The organism is Stenotrophomonas sp. 112478_Sma (genome assembly GCF_056479905.1).
Genome location: NZ_CM151072.1, coordinates 3,668,043 through 3,687,056 on the forward strand (window position 1 = coordinate 3,668,043; position 19,014 = coordinate 3,687,056).

Annotated in this window: 17 protein-coding genes; 2 read left to right on the forward strand and 15 right to left on the reverse strand. The window is 67.1% G+C overall.

What is annotated here, in order from left to right; genetic code table 11:
- Positions 1-183: 183 nt before the first annotated feature.
- The 4 genes from ACZK08_RS16655 to ACZK08_RS16670 all read right to left on the reverse strand — a co-directional run bounded on the left by ACZK08_RS16655 (position 184) and on the right by ACZK08_RS16670 (position 4,636).
- Positions 184-2,361 (reverse strand): carboxy terminal-processing peptidase, encoded by a 2,178-nt coding sequence (locus ACZK08_RS16655; protein ID WP_053519630.1) that lies wholly within the window; start codon positions 2,359-2,361, stop codon positions 184-186.
- Positions 2,362-2,630: 269 nt separating this feature from the next.
- A complete protein-coding gene (lipA, locus tag ACZK08_RS16660; protein WP_065181763.1) occupies positions 2,631-3,641 on the reverse strand; it encodes a lipoyl synthase in 1,011 nt (336 codons plus the stop codon).
- Positions 3,642-3,659: 18 nt separating this feature from the next.
- Positions 3,660-4,370, reverse strand: a complete 711-nt coding sequence (gene lipB, locus ACZK08_RS16665) for a lipoyl(octanoyl) transferase LipB (RefSeq protein WP_053519632.1) — start codon at positions 4,368-4,370, stop codon at positions 3,660-3,662.
- Positions 4,358-4,636 (reverse strand): YbeD family protein, encoded by a 279-nt coding sequence (locus tag ACZK08_RS16670; RefSeq protein ID WP_053519645.1) that lies wholly within the window; start codon positions 4,634-4,636, stop codon positions 4,358-4,360. Before ACZK08_RS16670 ends, lipB begins: the two co-directional genes overlap by 13 nt.
- A 276-nt stretch (positions 4,637-4,912) precedes the next feature.
- Here ACZK08_RS16670 and ACZK08_RS16675 point away from each other — a divergent pair, with 276 nt between their 5' ends.
- Positions 4,913-5,971, forward strand: a complete 1,059-nt coding sequence (locus ACZK08_RS16675) for a lipid A deacylase LpxR family protein (protein ID WP_081284380.1) — start codon at positions 4,913-4,915, stop codon at positions 5,969-5,971.
- A 95-nt stretch (positions 5,972-6,066) separates the two neighbouring features.
- Here the strand turns inward: ACZK08_RS16675 and ACZK08_RS16680 are convergent, their stop codons facing one another.
- From ACZK08_RS16680 to ACZK08_RS16720, 9 genes are all read right to left on the reverse strand, one after another.
- Positions 6,067-7,284 (reverse strand): D-alanyl-D-alanine carboxypeptidase family protein, encoded by a 1,218-nt coding sequence (locus ACZK08_RS16680; RefSeq protein WP_053519634.1) that lies wholly within the window; start codon positions 7,282-7,284, stop codon positions 6,067-6,069.
- Positions 7,285-7,381: 97 nt separating this feature from the next.
- The gene (locus ACZK08_RS16685; RefSeq protein WP_065181765.1) at positions 7,382-8,644 is read right to left on the reverse strand and encodes a septal ring lytic transglycosylase RlpA family protein; all 1,263 of its coding nucleotides are present in this window, start codon (positions 8,642-8,644) and stop codon (positions 7,382-7,384) included.
- Positions 8,641-9,786 (reverse strand): lytic murein transglycosylase B, encoded by a 1,146-nt coding sequence (gene mltB, locus ACZK08_RS16690; protein ID WP_065175164.1) that lies wholly within the window; start codon positions 9,784-9,786, stop codon positions 8,641-8,643. Before mltB ends, ACZK08_RS16685 begins: the two co-directional genes overlap by 4 nt.
- Before the next feature lie 235 nt (positions 9,787-10,021).
- Positions 10,022-10,210: a hypothetical protein gene (locus ACZK08_RS16695; protein WP_154582383.1), complete on the reverse strand. Its 189-nt coding sequence runs from the start codon at positions 10,208-10,210 to the stop codon at positions 10,022-10,024.
- 105 nt (positions 10,211-10,315) lie between these two features.
- Positions 10,316-11,428, reverse strand: coding sequence for a rod shape-determining protein RodA (gene rodA, locus ACZK08_RS16700; RefSeq protein WP_053519637.1), 1,113 nt, complete (start codon positions 11,426-11,428; stop codon positions 10,316-10,318).
- Positions 11,425-13,503 carry a penicillin-binding protein 2 gene (mrdA, locus tag ACZK08_RS16705; protein WP_065175165.1) on the reverse strand — a complete coding sequence of 693 codons (2,079 nt, stop codon included), beginning with the start codon at positions 13,501-13,503 and terminating at the stop codon, positions 11,425-11,427. The genes rodA and mrdA overlap by 4 nt, the downstream gene beginning before the upstream one ends.
- Before the next feature lie 3 nt (positions 13,504-13,506).
- Positions 13,507-13,992, reverse strand: a complete 486-nt coding sequence (gene mreD / locus ACZK08_RS16710) for a rod shape-determining protein MreD (protein WP_053519639.1) — start codon at positions 13,990-13,992, stop codon at positions 13,507-13,509.
- Positions 13,989-15,056: a rod shape-determining protein MreC gene (mreC, locus tag ACZK08_RS16715; protein ID WP_065181766.1), complete on the reverse strand. Its 1,068-nt coding sequence runs from the start codon at positions 15,054-15,056 to the stop codon at positions 13,989-13,991. Before mreC ends, mreD begins: the two co-directional genes overlap by 4 nt.
- A 121-nt stretch (positions 15,057-15,177) precedes the next feature.
- Positions 15,178-16,224, reverse strand: coding sequence for a rod shape-determining protein (locus ACZK08_RS16720; RefSeq protein ID WP_005411077.1), 1,047 nt, complete (start codon positions 16,222-16,224; stop codon positions 15,178-15,180).
- Between the two features lie 283 nt (positions 16,225-16,507).
- On the opposite strand from ACZK08_RS16720, the gene ACZK08_RS16725 reads away from it, so the two are divergent.
- The gene (locus ACZK08_RS16725) at positions 16,508-17,446 is read left to right on the forward strand and encodes a carbohydrate kinase family protein (RefSeq protein ID WP_053519641.1); all 939 of its coding nucleotides are present in this window, start codon (positions 16,508-16,510) and stop codon (positions 17,444-17,446) included.
- Between the two features lie 130 nt (positions 17,447-17,576).
- Here the strand turns inward: ACZK08_RS16725 and ACZK08_RS16730 are convergent, their stop codons facing one another.
- Together ACZK08_RS16730 and ACZK08_RS16735 are read right to left on the reverse strand one after the other, a co-directional pair.
- Entirely contained in the window at positions 17,577-18,197 is a 621-nt protein-coding gene (locus tag ACZK08_RS16730) for an HAD family hydrolase (RefSeq protein ID WP_065181803.1), read from the reverse strand.
- Positions 18,197-18,928 carry a hypothetical protein gene (locus tag ACZK08_RS16735; RefSeq protein WP_065181767.1) on the reverse strand — a complete coding sequence of 244 codons (732 nt, stop codon included), beginning with the start codon at positions 18,926-18,928 and terminating at the stop codon, positions 18,197-18,199. The genes ACZK08_RS16730 and ACZK08_RS16735 overlap by 1 nt, the downstream gene beginning before the upstream one ends.
- Between the last annotated feature and the right edge of the window lie 86 nt (positions 18,929-19,014).

Below are 19,014 nucleotides of genomic sequence, written 5' to 3' on the forward strand. Positions count from 1 at the left end.
GCAGGTCGACAGCACCGCTGGCGGCGCAGGTTGTTGCTCCCGGTTCATGCACCGGCAGCCCCGGGGCATGACCCGACAGCTGCCGCCAACCGCTGCGCTCGCCGGGCATGGCCCGGCGCTACCCGCGAACGCAGACGGGGCCGGCATTGCCGGCCCCGTGGGGTACTTAATGTCACGCGTGGCTCAGTCGGCCCAGCGACCGGCCCCGGTGGACTGCGGCAGCACCTGCGCCGACAGCGGGCGATCATTGGCCAGCAGATTCACCGCATCGGCCAGGATCGCAGCGGATTCACGCAGCAGCGGGTCCGGTCGCTTCTCGGCGGCCTTCTCACGGGCGGCATCCTTGACGATATCGCGCTCGTTGCCGGTCAGGCCGTCATCGCTGCTGTCATCGGCCAGCGGATCCAGGGCTAGGCCCAGCTCCTTGCGCATGATCTGGCGCTCCTTGCGCTGGGTGTCCTGGCGTTCCCGCTCGGCACGACGCGTCGCTTCATTGAGCGAGACATACTTCTTCGCCGCTTCGGCACGGAACTGCTCGACATCCTCGTTCCACCACACGAATTCCTTGTCGGTGGCGATGCGTGCCTCGTGGCGGGTTTCCAGCTTCGGCAGCAGCGGCGCGAAGTTCCCGTACTGCGTATGCGGCACCGCGGCGATGCGGGTCCACGGCAGGGCATTGTCGTAGGTGCTTTCGCCGAACTCGGTGGCATCGACGCTGGCGGGGAACGCCAGGTCCGGCACCACGCCCTTGTGCTGGGTGCTGCTGCCGCTGATGCGGAAGAACTGGGCGATGGTCAGCTTGACCTGGCCGAAGCGCTGCGTTTCGCCGCTCGGCCAGCGATCAAGGTCGACGATGTTCTGCACGGTGCCCTTGCCGAAGGTGGTCTCGCCGATCACCAGGCCGCGGCCGTAGTCCTGGATGGCACCGGCGAAGATTTCCGACGCCGAGGCCGAACCACGGTTGACCAGCACGGCCAGCGGGCCGTCCCACGCCACGCCCTGATTGCGGTCGCTGTTGACGGTGATGCGGCCGCCCGATTCACGCACCTGCACCACGGGGCCCTGTTCGATGAACAGCCCGGTCAGTTCGATCGCCTCGTCCAGCGAGCCACCACCGTTGTTGCGCAGGTCCAGCACCACGCCGTCGAGCTTGTCGTTCTTGAAGCCCGCCAGCAGCTTGGCCACATCGCGGGTGGCCGACGCGTAATCGGCGGCATTGCGGCGACGGCCCTCGAAGTCCTGGTAGAAGGTCGGCAGCTTGATCACGCCGATCTTCCGCGCCGGCTCGCCGTTGGCGGCCGGAATGGTCATGGTTTCACCCTTGGCGGCCTGCTCGGCCAGGCGCACCTTCTGCCGGGTCAGGACCAGGGTGTGATGCTTGCCATCGGCGCCCTCCTCGGCCGGGATGAACTCCAGCTTGACCTGGGTATCCTTGGCACCGCGGATCTTGGCCACGACATCGTCGATGCGCCAGCCGATCACATCCTCGACCACGCCGGACTTGCCCTGGCCGACGCCGACGATGCGGTCACCCGGCTTCAGGGTGCCATCCACGGAGGCCGGTCCGCCGGCGATGATCTCGCGGATCACCACCATGTCGTCCTGCCGCTGCAGCTGCGCACCGATGCCTTCCAGCGACAGCGACATCGCCTGGTTGAAGTTCTCGGCGGTACGCGGAGTGAAGTAGTCGGTGTGCGGATCGACCGCACTGGTGTAGGCGTTGAGGAAGAACTGGAAGACATCCTCGCCCTTCAGCTCGTTGACCGACTTCTCCAGCGTCGCGTAGCGCTTGTCGAGCGTCTTGCGGATGTCGTCCGGCTTCTTGCCGGCCAGCTTCAGGCGCAGCCAGTCATTCTTGACCGACTTGCGCCACAGTTCATCCAGCTCGGCATTGCTGGCCGCCCACGGCACCTTCTTGCGGTCGTACTCAAAGCGCTCGTCGGTGGTGAAGTCCGGCTCCTGCCTGAGCAGCTTGCGTGCGTAGGCCACGCGCTCGCCTACGCGCTGCTTGTACACCGCGAAGACCTGGAAGGCCGGCTCAAGTTCACCGCCACGGATGGCATTGGCGATGTTCGCCTCGAAGGGTGCGAAGCGCGCCACATCGGCCTGGGTGAAGTACTGCTTGCCGCCGTCCAGGGTCTCCAGGTAACGCTTGAACACATCCTTGGAGGTGGCTTCATCGAGCGCACGCGGACGGTAGGCGTACCGGCTGTCGGACAACAGGCCGTACACCAGCTTGGAGGTGGTCACCTGATCGGCGGTCGCCGCAGCCGGCAGCGCCGGCGAATCGGCCTTGGCCGACAGCGCCAGCGGCGCTACCAGCGCCAGGGCCATCAGGAATGCGGGGGCTTTGAATTTCATTAACGTGCTCGAAGGCGCCTTGCCAAGGGGGAGACTGCGTGGTGTTCAGACATCACGACAGTGCCGAAAGTTGCCGGGTTTGTCACCCGTCCGCATCCGGTGGAAAACCAGCCTAGCGGGGCCGGTGTAGCAAATTGTGAATGCAGGCGAAGGCGTGCGGACCAACGGTCCGCGCCCACCACGGTGGCAGGCACGCCCATCGGTAGCGCCGGGCCATGCCCGGCGAGCGCAGCGGGAAAGAACCGCCGGGCATGGCCCGGCGCTACCGGTCAGGAAACTCCGGCGCCCTTGGCCTGCACGTCGGCGTGGTACGAAGAGCGCACCATGGGGCCGGAGGCGACGTGGCTGAAGCCCAGCTCATAGCCGTAGTCTTCCAGCGCCTTGTAATCCTCGGGCGTCCAGTACTTCAGCACCGGGTGGTGGTGCGCGGTCGGCTGCAGGTACTGGCCGATGGTGATCATGTCCACGTCGTGGGCACGCAGGTCACGCATCGTCGCCTTGATCTGCTCGAAGTCCTCGCCCAGACCCAGCATGATGCCGCTCTTGGTCGGCACCTGCGGGTGCAGGGCCTTGAAGTTCTTCAGCAGCGTCAGCGACCACTGGTAGTCCGCGCCCGGGCGCACGTTGCGGTACAGGTCCGGCACGGTCTCGATGTTGTGGTTGAACACGTCCGGCGGGTTCTGCGCGAGGATGTCCAGCGCGCGCTCCATGCGGCCCTTGCCGCGGAAGTCCGGGGTCAGCACTTCGATGCGGGTACCCGGCGACTTCTCACGGATGGCGGTGATGCAGTCGACGAAGTGCTGGGCACCGCCGTCGCGCAGGTCATCGCGGTCGACACTGGTCACCACCACATACTTCAGGCCCATGTCGGCCACCGTCTGGCCGAGGCTGGCCGGTTCGTTGGCATCCGGCGGCTTGGGCCGGCCGTGGGCGACGTCGCAGAACGAGCAGCGGCGGGTGCAGACCTCGCCCAGGATCATGAAGGTCGCCGTACCGTGGCCGAAGCACTCATGGATGTTCGGGCAGCTGGCTTCCTCGCAGACCGTCACCAGGCGGTTCTCGCGCAGCTTGGCCTTCAGGTTCTGGACCGCATTGCCCGAGGGAATGCGCACGCGGATCCAGGAGGGCTTGCGCAGCACCGGTGCATCGGCGAACTGAACCGGCGAACGGTTGATCTTGTCCCCGCCCAGCTGCTTGACGCCGGCCTGCAACGGTGCGGCGGTCGGAATGTCGCCCTGCACGATCTGCAGGGGAATGGTGCGGGCAGTGGTTTCAGTCATGGCAGTTCCGGGGAGCGGTCATGCGGCCGCAGAGAGATCAGGCAGTTCGGGCACGTGCTGCAGCCGCAGGCCGAACTGGCGGGCCAGCTGTTCCAGCAGCACCGTCTTGACGGCATCCATCCCGGACGGCCCGCCCAAGTCTACCACCGAGGTCACCTGCAGCCCCTGATAACCACAGGGGTTGATGCGGTGGAAGGGTTCCAGGTCCATGGCCACGTTGAAGGCCAGGCCATGGAAGGTGCAGCCACGGCGCACGCGGATGCCCAGCGCGGCAATCTTGGCATTGCCAACGTAGACGCCCGGGGCACCTTCGCGGCGTTCGGCACCGATGTTCCATTCGGCCAACGTATCGATGATGGCCTGCTCGATGCGGCACACGTAGTCGCGCACGCCGATGCCCAGGCGCGGCAGGCGCAGCAGCGGGTAGATCACGATCTGCCCCGGCCCGTGGTAGGTGACCTGGCCGCCGCGGTCCACGTGCAGCACCGGGATCGCCCCCGGCGCCAGCACATGCTCGTCCTTGCCGGCCTGGCCGAGGGTGAACACCGGATCGTGTTCCACCACCCACAGCTCGTCGGTCGTCTCGTCAGCGCGCTGATCGGTGAAGCGCTGCATCGCCCGCCAGACCGGCTCATAGGCCTGGCGGCCAAGGTCGCGCACCAGCGCCGGACGCGGCGGGCGGTTTTCCGGAGCGGCGTCGGCCGGGCAGCTGTCGGCTACAGCGTCCACTTCACTTCCGGGTGATCGCGCAGCGCCCGATGGGCGGCGTCGTACTGTTCGCGGGTCTCGGCCTTGAACACCAGCCGGACCGACACGTACTTGCCATTGGACGAATGCTTCCAGCTGATGCGCTCGTTCACGACGTCGAGGCCTTCGGCCTGCAGCAGTCGGGGAAGCTCATGCTCCAGGCCGCGGTTGGCCGGGCCCATGGCGCTGAGCTCGAACTGGCCGGGGAACTGGAAGCCGTGGTCGGGGTTGTCGGACTTGATTTCCATGGACCCATTATCGGGCCGCAGGGCAACAAACCCAAGAGTATTCATCCAGGTCAACACGGACACCGGCAGGCCGCTGCGTTGCACCTGAATTTCCATTCAGCTTCCTGCTGCGCGGGGGCGCGGCACGCCCCCGGCGCCGGTTGTCGTCACGAGACAATGTCGTTTTCGGAACAGACAAGTGACCGGGACGCGCTCGTACCGTCACGCGGGCCGGGGTACCGTGTCGTTGCATATAACGACAGACGACCACCCCTTTCCCCCATGAGCATTCCATCCATGCGTAGCGTCGCAGCCTTCGGGCTGTCCGGCCTCCTGGCCGCCGCCCTCCCCCTTGCCGCGCAGGCCGCCGAACAATGCGGCCCCGATGCCATGCGTGAGCACCCTCCGCAGATCAATTTCCGCGTTGACAACGACCTGTTCGGCGGCCGCCACCAGGACCAGGGGTATACCAACGGCGCCGAACTGACCTTCGTATCACCGAACCTCGTCGATTACACCGACGATCCCTGCCTGCCGCGCCTGGCGCGCTGGGTCAACGGCTATCTGGAGCGCCTGCACCCGGGCCGGTTCGAACAGCAGAACATGATCTTCAGCATCGCCCAGGGCATCTTCACCCCGACCGACTTCACTCGGAAGGACCTGATCAAGGATGACCGCCCCTACGCGGGCGTGCTGATCGCCAGCTTCGGCTACAACGCGCGCAGTGGTGATCGGCTGCAGACCACCCAGCTGACGCTGGGCGTTGTCGGTCCGTGGGCCCAGGGCAAGCAGGTGCAGAACGCTGTGCATGAGGTGCTGGGCGACGAGAAGTTCCAAGGCTGGGACAACCAGCTGCACAACGAGCCGCTGGTGATGCTGACCCATGAGCGGATGCGTCGTTGGCCGGGCGATGCCAGCGTCAACGCGGGCGGCTGGGGCTGGGACGCGATCAGCCACTACGGCGGCTCGGTCGGCAACCTGGCGACCAAGGCCAACATCGGTGGCGAAGTGCGCTTCGGCTGGAAGCTGCCGGATGACTTCGGCAGCACGCCGCTGCGTCCTGCCGGCGAGAACACCGCGCCGACCCGCAGTGGCAGGCCGAGCGGCTGGTCATGGCACCTGTTCGCTACCAGCGATGCTGCCTGGGTGATCCGCGACATCACCCTGGACGGCAACACCTTCCGCAACAGCCACAGCGTCGACAAGCGCCACATCGTGGCCTACGGCGGCTACGGAATCGCGGTGATGCGCGGTCGCTGGAAGTTCGCGGCGGCGCGCTACCACAGCACCCGCGAGTTCAACGGCCAGCGCGAGGCACCGGTGTTCGGCAGCTTCACCATCAGCCGTTCGCTCTAGAACAGTGCGGACATCTGGTCCGCACATTGGTTGCAACGGAAAAGGCCGGCATGCGCCGGCCTTTTCCTTTTCACGTCATCGCATGGCGCCGCGGATCATTCCGATTCCCACCACATCCAGAAGCTGTCCCACAGGCGCTTGAAGAAGCCGGCCTGCTCGACGGCAGCCACCGCCACCAGCGGCGCTTCGGCCACCACCTTGCCATCCAGGCTCACCTTCACCGTGCCGATCTGCTGGCCGGCCGTGAACGGCGCTTCCAGGGTCTTGGGCACATCGATGCTCGGCTTCAGGTCGTTGTAGCGGCCACGCGGCACGCTGACCAGCATCGGCTGGGCCACGCCCAGCTGCACCTTGTCACTGGTGCCCTTCCACACCTTGTGCTCGGCGACGGCCTTGCCCGGCTCATACAGGCGGTGCGTTTCGAAGAAGCGGAAGCCCCAGTTCAACAGCGCCAGGCTGTCATCGGCGCGCTGCTTCTCGGAGGCGCCGCCCAGCACCACCGCGATCAGGCGCTGGTCGCCGCGCTGCGCCGAACTCATCAGGCAGTAGCCCGCCTCGGAGGTGTGCCCGGTCTTGATGCCATCGACACTGCCGTCGCGCCACAACAGCAGGTTGCGGTTGGGCTGCTTGATGTTGCCGACCTGGAATTCCTTGATCTTGTTGTACGCGTAGGTTTCCGGGTAATCACGCACCATCGCCCGGCCCAGCAGCGCCAGGTCATAGGCGGTGCTGTGGTGGCCCGCGGCGGTCAGGCCGTGGGCGTTGACGAAGTGCGAGTTCTTCATGCCGATCTTGGCGGCGTAGCTGTTCATCAGCGAGGCGAAGGCTTCCTCGCTGCCCGCCACGTGCTCGGCCAGGGCGATCGCGGCATCGTTGCCGGACTGGATGGCCATGCCCTTTTCCATGTCTTCCAGGCGCGCGGTCTGGTTCACCGGGAAGCCGCTGTAGCTGCCGTCGGTACCCGCACCGCCTTCGCGCCAGGCGCGCTCGCTCATCATCACCTGGTCATCCGCACGGACCTTGCCGTTCTTGACCTCGGCGGCGATCACGTAGGAGGTCATCACCTTGGTGATGCTGGCCGGCGCCAGCTGCTCGTGGATGTTCTCGCCCGCCAGCACCTGGCCGGTGGCGTAGTCCATCAGGATCCAGGCCTTGGACACACTCGGCACCGGGGCCGGTGGCGTGGCCACGGTGGCCGGAGCCGCAGCGGCGGCAGGTGCAGGTGCGGCCGGGGTCGGCAGCGGCGTCTGGGCAGAAGCCAGGCCCACCACCAGGGTGGCGGCCAGGGCGGTGGCGGCGGAACGGAAATTCATTGGACAGCGGGCTCCAGGGACGGCCGGGAATGGAGGGGGAACAGAATGGCCATTGTAGGCCGGGGGGCCCGGGCCGGCAGCACCGACCCGGGCGGGATCAATCCTTGACGATCTGCGGCGATCCAAGGCCCAGACCGGCGATGCGGCCGACAAGTTCCGCGGCACTGGCATGGTCGCTGGCGGGTACGCGCAGACGGAAGAGCGTGCGGCCACCGGCGGCGATGTCGCTGATGGTCGCGCCGACGATGCCGGCCGCATTGAGCTGGCCCATCGCACGATTGGCATTGTCACGGTTGGAGAAGCTGGCCACCTGCACCATCACCGCACCCACCACCTGCTGCGACAGCGTGGGGCTGCTGGCCGGTGCCGCGGAAGCGCGCGGCGCCGTGGCGGCGACCCTCGCCGGCGCAGCGGCAGGTGCCGCAGTGCGGACGGCCACTGCACTCGGCGGCAGGCTGCTGACCGCCACGTCCGGCAGCGTGCCGACCACCGCCTGCGTGGTGGCCGGCTGGCCCCGGGTCGGCACCGCATCGGCAGGCAGGCGTTTGACCAGGCGGTCGATGTCGCTGTCGGCCGCCGGGCGCGTGGCGACAGTGCTCGCCATCGTCGTCGCCGCACCGGCAGCGGCGGCGGCTTCGGCCGCCCGGCGCTCGCGGCGCGACGGCTTCTGCGCCAGCAGATTGCCCTCACCCGGCTGCAGCGCGCGCACCTCCACATTGCCGGTTCCGCGCTGGGTGATGCCCAGGCGTACCGCAGCGGCATAGCTCAGATCGACCACGCGGCCATCGTGGAACGGGCCCCGGTCATTGACCCGCACGATCACCGACTCGCCGTTGTCCAGATTGGTCACGCGGGCGAAGCTGGGCAGCGGCAGCGTCTTGTGCGCAGCGGTGAACTGGTACATGTCGTAGACCTCCCGGTTCGAGGTCAGGCGGCCATGGAACTTGGCGCCGTAGTACGACGCCGTACCGCGCTCGACATAATCGCGGGTATCGTCGAGCACCTTGTACGACTTGCCCAGCACCACGTACGGCGACTTGTTGCCGATGGCCGAACGTGTTTCAGCCGTCACTTCCGGCTCGGGAATGCAGGCCACGTTCGGAATGTAGCTCGGCGTGCTGTCTTTCACGCCCGGCCGGTACAGGCCGCCGGCGGTGTAGTTGCCCCGCGTGTTCGGGTCTTCCTTGGCCGCCGCATAGGGCGATCCCTCCGGACAATGCGCCGGGCGCGTGCCCCTGCCCTGCACCACCGTACCGGAAGGCGTCCCACCGTGGCCGGCGGTGGCCGGCTTCTTCGGCGCGCTGCTGCAGGCGGCCAGCGCGAGGACGATCAATCCAGGGACCAGCCATCTGATGTTCATGCCGGGGGCAGCTCCTGTCCGGCAATGGCCTGCGACAACTGGAACACGGCCATCGCATACATCTTCGAGAGGTTGTAGCGGGTGATCGCGTAGTAGTTCTGGAAGCCCAGCCAGTACTGCTTGCCGGTGCTGCCCTCGAGCGTAACCGGAGTGGCCGTCGCACCCGGCTGTACCGGTGCGGCAGGCTGATAGCCACGCTGGGCCAGATCGGCCAGCGACCAGGTCGGTGCCCACTCGGTCGGATTGAATTCCTCGCGCCCCGGAGCGAGTGTCGCCGGCACGGCCACCTGCCCGCCCCGGACCCAGCCTCCCTTCTTCACGAAGTAGTTGGCAATGGAGGAAAACACGTCGTCGTAGCTGTTGAACAGGTCACGGCGACCGTCGCCGTTGCCATCCACGGCATAGTCCAGGTAGCTGGACGGCATGAACTGGCCCATGCCCATCGCACCGGCATAGCTGCCCTTGAGCGTGGTGATGTCGAGTTTCTCCTCGCGGCCCAGTTCAAACAGCTTGGCCAGTTCATCACGGAAGAACAGCTCGCGGCGCACCTCGCGTTCCAGCTTCTCCGGATCGCCGCTGCGCGGGTAGTAGAAGGCCAGCGTGTACAGCGCATCGAGCACGCGGTGGTTGCCGGCATTCCTGCCATAGCTGGTCTCCACGCCGATGATCGCCACGATCACCTCGGCCGGAACACCGGTGCGCTGCTGCACGCGATCCAGCTCGGCGCGGTGTTCGGCGAGGAAGGCACGGCCCCCCTCGATGCGCGCCTTGCTGATGAACATCGGCCGGTATTCGTTCCAGGGTTTGACCCGTTCGGCAGGGCGCGACATCGCGGCGATGATCGGCTGGCGCACCTGCGCCTGGTCGAGCACGCGACGGATCTCGTCGGGCTGGAGTCCGTAACGCTTGGCGGTATCGGCGATGAAGGTGGCGCGCGCAGTCTCGAACGGAACCGGCGTGAGATCGACCGGCGGCGCGGTGGCGGCGGTGGCTTCCGGCGCGGCCTCGGCCGGTCCCTTGGGCTTGGTGGCCGGATGGCGCGGCGTACTGCTGGCCTGCGGTGAAGACGGTGGAGATGTCGGCTGGGTCGCGCAGGCGACCAGGCCGAGGGTAAGCATGCAGGCCAGAGTGCGTCGAATCATCGTCGCAGGTTAGCAGGTCATGGATGAATTAAAACCCCTAACACCATGAATCAAAACGATTTGCTTGCAAGCAGTCGAAATTGTGAAAACGATGTGAGCGATCCATCGTATTCAGTTGAGAGGTTGCCGGTTGCGTCCCCATCCCCGCAGACGCAACCGGCGACCGGATCCGGTCGATACGCGCGCGGCTGCCGCTCCCCAGTGGCAGTACCCCACGCGCCCTGTATCCGTTGGATCAGTACTGCTTCCCGCCCGACGCCCCCTCGCGCTGCAACGATAGACGGCGCGCCGTGCCGAACGGGCCGCCATTGTGCAGGCCGATTGCGACAAGTCCATTGATCAAAATCAACGCAGCGTAAAAGTGTGAACTAGATAACGTTTTTTTAGGGCTTTGGTCGGCGGACCTGCTGTTGCGCGTCGTCATGGGAACGCTTCCATGAAGGGCGTTGCGCAAGCGTTGGACGGCCCCGGCCTTGCCCGAAACCGCAGAGGTGCAGCAACCCGCGTCGGCCGCGCGCTCCCGGAGGTGCTAGCCGTAGCCGCCGTGCACGGGATTGTGGCTGCGCACCGCCATCACCAGCCCGAAACCGGCCAGCAGCGAGACGGCCGACGTACCGCCATAGCTGATCAACGGCATCGGCACGCCCACCACCGGCAACAGACCCGAGATCATTCCGCCATTGACCAGCACGTAGACGAAGAACGCCAGGCCGGTGGCACCGGCCAGCAGCCGCGAATAGGAGTCGCGCGACTGGCTGGCAATCCACAGGCAGCGCCCGATCACCACCAGGTACAGCGCCAGCACGACGGCCACGCCGATCCAGCCGAATTCCTCGCTCAACACCGAGAATGCAAAGTCGGTGGTCTGCTCGGGAATGAAGTTCAGGTGCGACTGCGAGCCTTCGCCCCAGCCCTTGCCGTCGAACCCGCCGGAACCGATCGCGATCTTCGACTGGATGATGTTCCAGCCCGCGCCCAGCGCATCCATTTCCGGGTCGAGGAACATCATGATGCGGTCCTTCTGGTAGGGCCGCAGCAGCCAGAACCAGGCCAGCGGCGCAACCGCGGCCACGCCGCCCACGCCCAGCCCCACCCACCACCATGGCAACCCGGCCAGCAGCAGCACGAACACGCCGCTGGCGGCGATCAGCACGCCCGTGCCGAAGTCCGGCTGCAGCATCACCAGACCGGTCGGCACGCCGATGATGACCAGCGACACCAGCACCGTATTGATGCGTGGTGGCAAGGGCACCCGGTGCAGGTACCAGGCCACCATCATCGGCAGGCTCACCTTCAGCAGTTCAGCCGGCTGCAGGTAGAAGAACTTCAGGTCCAGCCACTGCCGGCCGTATTTGCCGGTACCGAGCACGAACACCGCCAGCAACGGGATCATCGAGATCGCGTAGATCATCGGCGTCGCCGAACGGATGCGCAGGATCGGTACCCGCGAGATGGCCCACAGCGCGGCCATGCCCACGGCGAAGCGGGCGCCCTGCGCCATTACCAGGCTGTCGCCGCCTGCACTCTTCAGCGTGGCCAGGCCGATCATCATCAGCGCGCCCAGGGCAAGGCACAGCACCCAGTCCAGCGTGCTGAAGAAGCGCCGCAGCATGTCCCCGGCCCATCGCAGGAAGGCCTTCATCGCGTCGCCTCCGCAGCCGCCGGTGGACGCGGCGCGGCAGGCAGTGCCGGTGCCGGCGCAGCGGGTGTTCCCGGCTGCGGCTGGGGCTGCGGGACCGCAGCGCCGATCAGCACCGGATGCTCACCGACCTGTGCGGCGGCAGCATCCCCCGCCTGGCGGGCGCCCACGTCCTCGTTGTCGAAAGCGGTCGCACCGATGGCGGTGGTGCCGCGTTCGCTGTCCAGCGGCTGGATGCCATCGGGCATCTTGCCCAGCAGCCAGGCATCGAACACCTTGCGTGCGATCGGCGCAGCTGCCGAGCCGCCGTAACCGCCGCCTTCCACCGCGATCGCCAATGCGATCACCGGCTGATCAGCCGGCGCGAAGCCAACGAACAGCGCACGGTGGCGCAGGTGCATCGGCAGGCTCTTGGGATTCACCGCTGCCGTGCCACGGCGGCTGACCACCTGCGCGGTGCCGGTCTTGCCGGCCATCACGTACGGCGCCCCGACCGCCACCCGCCAGCCGCTGCCGCCGGGCTGCATGGTCGCCATCATGCCTTCGCGCACGGCCTGCACGTTGTTCGGATTGGGGCTGACCGGCTTGCTGTCGCGTGCCGGCACCCCGGTCCACTCGCTGTCGAACCCTTCGCGCTGCTGGATGACCAGGTGCGGCGTGCGCAGCTGCCCGCTGGCCAGACCGCTGACGCCCCGCGCCAGCTGCAGCGGGGTGACCTTCCAGTCGCCCTGGCCGATGCTGATGTTGACCGTATCGCCGGGGTACCACGCTTCCTTGCGGGTCTTCCGCTTGTACGCCGGTGACGGCAGGATGCCGCCGATCTCGCCGGTCAGGTCGATGCCGGTCGGCTGGCCGAAACCGTAATAGTCCATGTAATGGTCGAAACGCTCGATGCCCAGGTCCAGCGCCAGCCGGTAGTAATAGGTATTGACCGAATTTGAGATCGACTTGCGCAGGTCGGTCCAGCCATGGCCGCCACGGTTGGCATCGCCCCAGCCGCGGCTGGTGCCGGGCAGGTAGAACATGCCGGTGGACAGGATCTTGTCTTCCGGGCGGCGCACACCGGCGTCCAGACCGGCCAGTGCGATCAGCGGCTTGAGCGTCGAGCCGGGGGCCACGCCGCCCAGTACAAGGCGGTTGAACTGCGGGCGCGATGGATTGTCGTTCAACGCTTTGAAATCGGCGTGGGAGATGCCGTTGACGAACAGGTTCGGGTCGTACGACGGCAGGCTGACCATCGCCAGGACCTCGCCCGTGCGCGGGTCCATCGCGACCGCCGAGCCTTCCTGGTCGCCGAAGGCGGCAACCATCGCCCGCTGCAGGTCGGCGTCGATCGACAGGCGCAGGTCGACACCGGACTGCGCGGCAACGCGGCCGATGGTGCGGATCGCACGGCCCTGCACGTTGGTCTCCACCTGCTCGTAACCGACCTTGCCGCGCAGCTGCTGCTCGTAATAGCGCTCCAGGCCCGACTTGCCGATGTGGGTCAACGCGGCATTGCCCTCGCCAAGGATCTCCAGATCCTTGTCATCGACACGACCGACGTAGCCGATGATGTGCGCGAACAGATCGCCGTACGGATAACGACGGGTCAGGTAGGGCTCTAGCTCGACACCCGGGAAACGCCAGCGATCGACAGCGAAGCGTGCCATCTCATCGTCGGTCATGCGCAGCTTGAGGGTGACCGGCAGGAACTTCCGGCGCGCCTTGCGCGACTTGTTGAACGCCTCCAGCTCTTCCGGACTGATCTCGATGATCTTTGCCAGTCCTTCCAGCGTGGCATCCATGTCCTTGACCTTGTCCGGGGTCACGTCCAGGCGGAAAGCCGGCACGTTCTCGGCCAGCAGGCGGCCGTTGCGGTCGTAGATCATGCCGCGCCCCGGCACCACCGGCCGCGGCTTGATGCGGTTGGCTTCCGAACGGGTGGCGTAGATGTCGTGGTCCAGCACCTGCAGCTTGAAGTACCAGCCCCCCAGCCCAAGCAGGCAGACCAGCACCCCCAGGAAACCCAGCGCCGCACGACGGCGGAACTGCTCGGCTTCGGCGTGCGGGTTCTTGACCTGGCGGCGCGGAATCATGGCTCAACGCCCGCGCTTGCCGAAACGCACCGCGTCCAGCAGCACGAATACCAGCGGCCACAGGCCCATGCCCAGCAGCGGCGCCCACCAGTACGACCACGGCAGCGTCGGCTCATCCACCACGATGTGCACCAGCGCGCTGACGATGCGGTCGTTGAACAGCAGGCCACCAATGGCGAGCATCTGCTGGGACATCGGGAAGAAGCGGATGCGGGCGCGGAAGCGCTGCAGGATGAAGGCCAGCATCACCAGGCGCAGCGCTTGTTCACCCAGCACCCCGCCATACAGCAGGTCGGCGACAACGCCACTGGCGAATGCGATGCCGAGACCAACGCGCTCGGGCGTTTCGATCACCCAGTACGCCAGCACCAGCGCCAGCCAGTACGGGCGCAGCGGCTGCAGCAGGGCCGGCAACGGCAGCAGGCCCAGCAGCAGGGCCACCACCAGACTGGCCGGCAGCACCCAGGGATTGTCGCGCAGGCGGCTCATCGCTGGACCTCTGCGGCGGCGGCCGGTCCGGTTGCCGGCTGCGGATCCGGGGCGGTCGAAGACGCCGGAGTGACGGCCGGCGCCGACGGCCGCCCTGCGCGGGCGTCTGCCGGTGCTGCTGCCGGTGCTGCTGCCGGCGTTGCCGGGACTGGCACGGTTGCCGCATTGGCTGGCCCGCCTGGCGCGGTGTCCTCCAGCTGCAGGCGTACTTCCGGCGGGATGCGGATCGCTGCGCCCGGGCGCAGCAGCAGCACATCGCGGCCGCGGTCGAGCTGTGCGGCCGGCTTCAGCTCACCGACCAGGAAGGCATGGGTGTCATCCGGGCGCAGCGCGGTGATGGTGCCGACCGGGAAACCGGCCGGGAAACGGCCACCGAGACCGGAGGTGACGATCTCATCGCCCACTTCCACCCCGGCACTGAGCGGGATGTCGCGCAGTTCCAGCGTATCGCCGCGACCGTAGACGATCAGGCGGACACCGTTGCGGGCCACGGTCACCGGCACGGCATGGTCGGGGTCGGTCAGCAGCAGCACGGTGGAGGTGCCGCCGGTAACGCTGATCACCTGGCCCATCAGCCCACCGGCGTCGATCACCGCCTGGCCGACATGCACTCCCTCGCGGCTGCCTGCGTCGAGTACCAGACGCTGTTTCACCGGGTCCAGGTCGATATCGAGGATCGGCGCCAACTGCACGTCCAGTCCGCTGCGCTCGGCCACGTTCAACAGTTCGCGCAGCTGGGCATTGTCCAGTGCAGCGGTCTGCAGACGGGTCAGGCGGGCGTTGGCCAGCAGCAGCTGGTTGCGCAGCTCGCGGTTCTCGCTGACCAGCTGGCTGTGGCTGGCCGCGTTGTCCTTGACCTGGCTGCCCAGCTTGCCCGGCAGGCCTGCCAGGGCCCAGACCGGCTGCACCAGGGTGTTGGCCTGTTCACGCAGGCGCGCCAGCCAGCCGGCCTGGTCGTCGAGGACGATCAGGGTGATGGCCAGCGCGAGATAGGCCAGCAGCCGCAGCGGGCTGGCGGCATCACCGGATCGGGAAGCAACGGGAGGACCGGCGTAGGGCGGCACGGCAACGATTCAACTGGCAGAAGGCGGAGGGGAAACACGCGGACGCCCCGCCGGTGCCGGCCCGCCAACGCGACGGGCCGCACCCCGGAGGGGCGCTGCGGGCAGGAACGGCCGGGACGGCTTATTCCGGCGCAAAGAACTCGTTGCCGTGCATGTCGACCAGCTCCAGCGCACGACCGCCGCCGCGGGCCACGCAGGTCAGCGGATCGTCGGCCACCTGCACGTGCAGGCCGGTCTCCTCGGAGATCAGGCGATCCAGGTCACGCAGCAGGGCGCCACCACCGGTCAGCACGATGCCGCGCTCGGCGACGTCGGCGCACAGTTCCGGCGGCGTCTGCTCCAGGGCCAGCTTGACCGCGCTGACGATGCCCGACAGGGGTTCGTGCAGGGCTTCGAGCACTTCGTTGGAGCTGATCTTGATCATCTTCGGCACGCCCTCGGCGAGGTTGCGGCCGGAAATCTCCAGCTCCTGCACCTCTGCCTGCGGGTAGGCACAGCCCAGCTCCACCTTGATGCGCTCGGCCGTGGCTTCACCGATCAGCATGCCGTGGTTGCGGCGCACGTAGTTGGTGATCGACTCGTCGAAGCGGTCGCCACCGATGCGGACGGAGGCCGAATAGACGATGCCGTTGAGGGAGATGACCGCCACTTCGGTGGTGCCACCGCCGATATCGATGACCATCGAGCCACGGGCTTCGGTGACCGGCATGCCGGCGCCGATCGCAGCGGCCATCGGCTCTTCGATCAGGTACACGTCGCGGGCACCGGCTTCCTCGGCCGATTCCTTGATCGCACGACGCTCGACCTGGGTCGAGCCGGCCGGCACACAGACCAGCACGCGCGGACTCGGGCGCAGCACGCGGGACTTGTGCACCTTCTTGATGAAGTGCTTGAGCATCGCCTCGGTATAGGTGAAGTCGGCGATGACGCCATCCTTCATCGGGCGGATGGTGGTGATGTGGCCCGGGGTACGGCCCAGCATCTGCTTGGCCTCGGCACCGACGGCTGCCACCGAGCGGGTGCCACCGATGGCACGGTCCTGGCGCACGGCCACGACCGAAGGCTCATTCAGCACGATCCCCTGCCCGCGCACGTAAATGAGGGTGTTGGCCGTGCCCAGGTCGATGGACAGGTCATTGGAGAACATGCCACGGAGTTTCTTGAACATCTGAGGAAGGAGTCCTGAGGGGTGTCGTGCCCGCCGCGGGATGGCGAAAAAATGGGCAGAAATCGAGGCCGACAAGCCTAGCAACCCGCCTGCCGCCGAGCAAGGAAAAATCCAGCTGAACCCGCGTCTTCACAGGCTTTGGGCCTGATCCGGCATCACCCGCTTCTGGCCCTGAGCGGCACCAGCGGGTAACCTTTGCGCCGTCGGGCGCCCAAGGGCGCCGTTTGCTTGCCCGTCGAAGCGGGCAGGCCCACCCCAAAATTCACCGCATAGGCTTACATCGATGTCCGCTCTGATCTGTGGTTCTCTTGCCTTCGACACCATCATGGTGTTTCCGGACCAGTTCAAGAATCACATCCTGCCGGACAAGGTGCACATCCTGAACGTGTCGTTCCTGGTCCCGCGGATGCGCCGCGAGTTCGGCGGCTGCGCCGGCAACATCGCCTACAACCTGCATCTGCTGGGCGGCCACCCGATCCCGATGGGCACGGTCGGCTCGGACTTCGGCCCGTACCGCGAGTACTTCGATGGCCTGGGCATCGACCTGTCGCGCGTGCGCGTGATCGATGAGCTGTTCACCCCGCAGGCCTTCATCACCACCGACCACGACAACAACCAGATCACCGCCTTCCACCCGGGCGCGATGATGCGTTCCTACGAGAACCACGTGCGTGGCGTGCCGGGCGTGACCCTGGGCCTGGTCGGCCCGGACGGCCGCGAAGGCATGATCCAGAACGCGCTGGAGTTCCACGAGGACGGCATCCCGTTCATCTTCGACCCGGGCCAGGCCATGCCGCTGTTCAACGGACCGGAGCTGCGCCAGTTCATCGAGCAGGCCGACTACGTGGTGGTCAACGACTACGAGTCGAACCTGCTGCAGGAACGCACCGGCTGGGACGAGAAGGAAATCGTCAGCCGCGTGCAGGCCTACATCACCACCCGTGGCCCGAAGGGCGCGGTCATCCACACGCCGGACAAGAGCTACGACATCCCGCCGGCGCACGAGCGCCGTGTGGTCGATCCGACCGGCTGCGGCGATGCCTTCCGCGCGGGCCTGATCTACGGCATCCAGAAGGGCTACGACTGGCTGACCATCGGCCGCATGGGCAACCTGATGGGCGCACTGAAGGTCGAGCACCCGGGCACCCAGAACCAGCGCTTCACCTTCGATGAGTTCAACGAGCAGTTCAAGCAGCAGTTCGGTTACGCGCTGGGCGCGTAAGCCTGCCGGCACTACCGGAACTTCCGACCGACACGTTGCCTGCTCTCTGTAGAGCCGAGCCATGCTCGGCCTGCGCGCGCCAGCGCGATCTGACCGCAGAGCAGCCGAGCGTGGGCTCGGCTCTACACGGTCATGCGCCCTGCCACGCTGCCAACAGGGCGCGGCAATCGGCGAAGTGCCAATCCGCGCGGCCCGGCCACGGGTTGTCAGGCAGGTTGACCAGCACGGTGTGCGTGCCGGCGGCACGGCCGCAGTCCAGATCATAGGCGTGGTCACCCACCATCACCGCCTGCGCGGCGGCAATGCCCCAACGCCGCAGGTGCTGCTGCAGGCCATCCGGCGAGGGCTTGGGCACCGCTTCTTCGCGGCCGATGATGTCGGCATCGTCGAACAGTTCCCCGACACCGATCGCCTCCAGCGTCAGCTTCGCCAGCGCATGGTCGTTGCGGGTCAGGATGCCCAGCCGGCAGCCAGCCGCCGCCAGCGCGCGCAGCAGCGTCACCGCGCCCGGCGCGGGCAGCGCGTCCTCGGCCAGCGCGCGCTCATGGTCCAGCAACCACTCACGCTTGGCCTGCGCCGATGCGTCAGGCAGCGCCGCGATATGGTCGAGGATGTCCTCCTCGGCCGCGATCTGCAGCGCACGGCGGATCGCGGCAAAATCATGCACGGCGACGGTCAGCGTGCCGTCCATGTCGAACACCCAGTGCCGGATCGCGGACAACGCGTGCACGGCGCTGCCCGCCGCAACGATCACTGCCACCACGACGGCATGCGGCTGGCGTCGACGCCACCGGTTTCGAACACCGCCGTGCGGGTGCCGCCGGCCTTGACCGGGAACTCGATGCTGATCGACCTGCCCTTGCGCGCCAGCTTCCACAGCGCCTTCTGATCGGTGATGAACAGCGCAATCGCCTCATCGGTCTGCGGCCGCCAGGCGGCCATTGACACCGGCTTGCCGTCGTCCACGGTCACCTTCACCGTACACTGCGGGCAGCGGAAATCGCCGGCCTGCAGCACCAGGTAGGCGTGCCGCTTCCACTCCGGGTGATCGCGGAACACCAGCTGCACCGGCTTGGCGCCGCTGCCATCCACGTCCACCCGTTCCTTGCTGTAGATCTGCGCCGACACCTGGTTGCCCTTGTTGCCGACCGGTATCTGGTTGTACTGCCACAGCGCCTGCATGCGGCGCAGGTCGCGCGCGGCATCGCCCTTGGCCTTGACCTCTTCGAAGCCTGCGGCGATGCGCTCGGCGGCGGCCGTGTCCTTGTACTCATCCAGCAGCGCGGCGCCATGCAGTCGCGCGCGCTCCCAGTCCTGCGCGGCGACGGCCATGTCGTACTGCCTGGCCACGTCCTCGGCCTTGGCTTCCTTCTGCGCCTGAACGGCGGCCGCGGCGGCTTCCTGCGCCTTGCGCTCTTCTTCGGGATTGCTGCAGGCGGCCAGGGCCAGGGTGCAGGCGGTGAGCAGGATCAGTCGTTTCATGGCAGAGGTCCTTCGTGTTTTTCGCATGCTTGCAAAGTCGCGCATGGCTCGACTCTACAAAAAAAAGCGCCGGGCAGTGCCCGGCG

Excerpts from the sequence above, each read along its gene's own strand:
- ACZK08_RS16655 (WP_053519630.1), bottom strand. The coding sequence starts at position 2,361 with ATGAAATTCAAAGCCCCCGCATTCCTGATGGCCCTGGCGCTGGTAGCG.
- ACZK08_RS16695 (WP_154582383.1), bottom strand. The coding sequence starts at position 10,210 with ATGACGACGCGCAACAGCAGGTCCGCCGACCAAAGCCCTAAAAAAACG.
- ACZK08_RS16685 (WP_065181765.1), bottom strand. The coding sequence starts at position 8,644 with ATGAACATCAGATGGCTGGTCCCTGGATTGATCGTCCTCGCGCTGGCC.
- mrdA (WP_065175165.1), bottom strand. The coding sequence starts at position 13,503 with ATGATTCCGCGCCGCCAGGTCAAGAACCCGCACGCCGAAGCCGAGCAG.
- ACZK08_RS16680 (WP_053519634.1), bottom strand. The coding sequence starts at position 7,284 with ATGAATTTCCGTTCCGCCGCCACCGCCCTGGCCGCCACCCTGGTGGTG.
- mreD (WP_053519639.1), bottom strand. The coding sequence starts at position 13,992 with ATGAGCCGCCTGCGCGACAATCCCTGGGTGCTGCCGGCCAGTCTGGTG.
- rodA (WP_053519637.1), bottom strand. The coding sequence starts at position 11,428 with ATGAAGGCCTTCCTGCGATGGGCCGGGGACATGCTGCGGCGCTTCTTC.
- ACZK08_RS16720 (WP_005411077.1), bottom strand. The coding sequence starts at position 16,224 with ATGTTCAAGAAACTCCGTGGCATGTTCTCCAATGACCTGTCCATCGAC.
- mltB (WP_065175164.1), bottom strand. The coding sequence starts at position 9,786 with ATGATTCGACGCACTCTGGCCTGCATGCTTACCCTCGGCCTGGTCGCC.
- ACZK08_RS16675 (WP_081284380.1), top strand. The coding sequence starts at position 4,913 with ATGCGTAGCGTCGCAGCCTTCGGGCTGTCCGGCCTCCTGGCCGCCGCC.
- ACZK08_RS16725 (WP_053519641.1), top strand. The coding sequence starts at position 16,508 with ATGTCCGCTCTGATCTGTGGTTCTCTTGCCTTCGACACCATCATGGTG.
- ACZK08_RS16670 (WP_053519645.1), bottom strand. The coding sequence starts at position 4,636 with ATGGAAATCAAGTCCGACAACCCCGACCACGGCTTCCAGTTCCCCGGC.
- ACZK08_RS16735 (WP_065181767.1), bottom strand. The coding sequence starts at position 18,928 with ATGAAACGACTGATCCTGCTCACCGCCTGCACCCTGGCCCTGGCCGCC.
- lipA (WP_065181763.1), bottom strand. The coding sequence starts at position 3,641 with ATGACTGAAACCACTGCCCGCACCATTCCCCTGCAGATCGTGCAGGGC.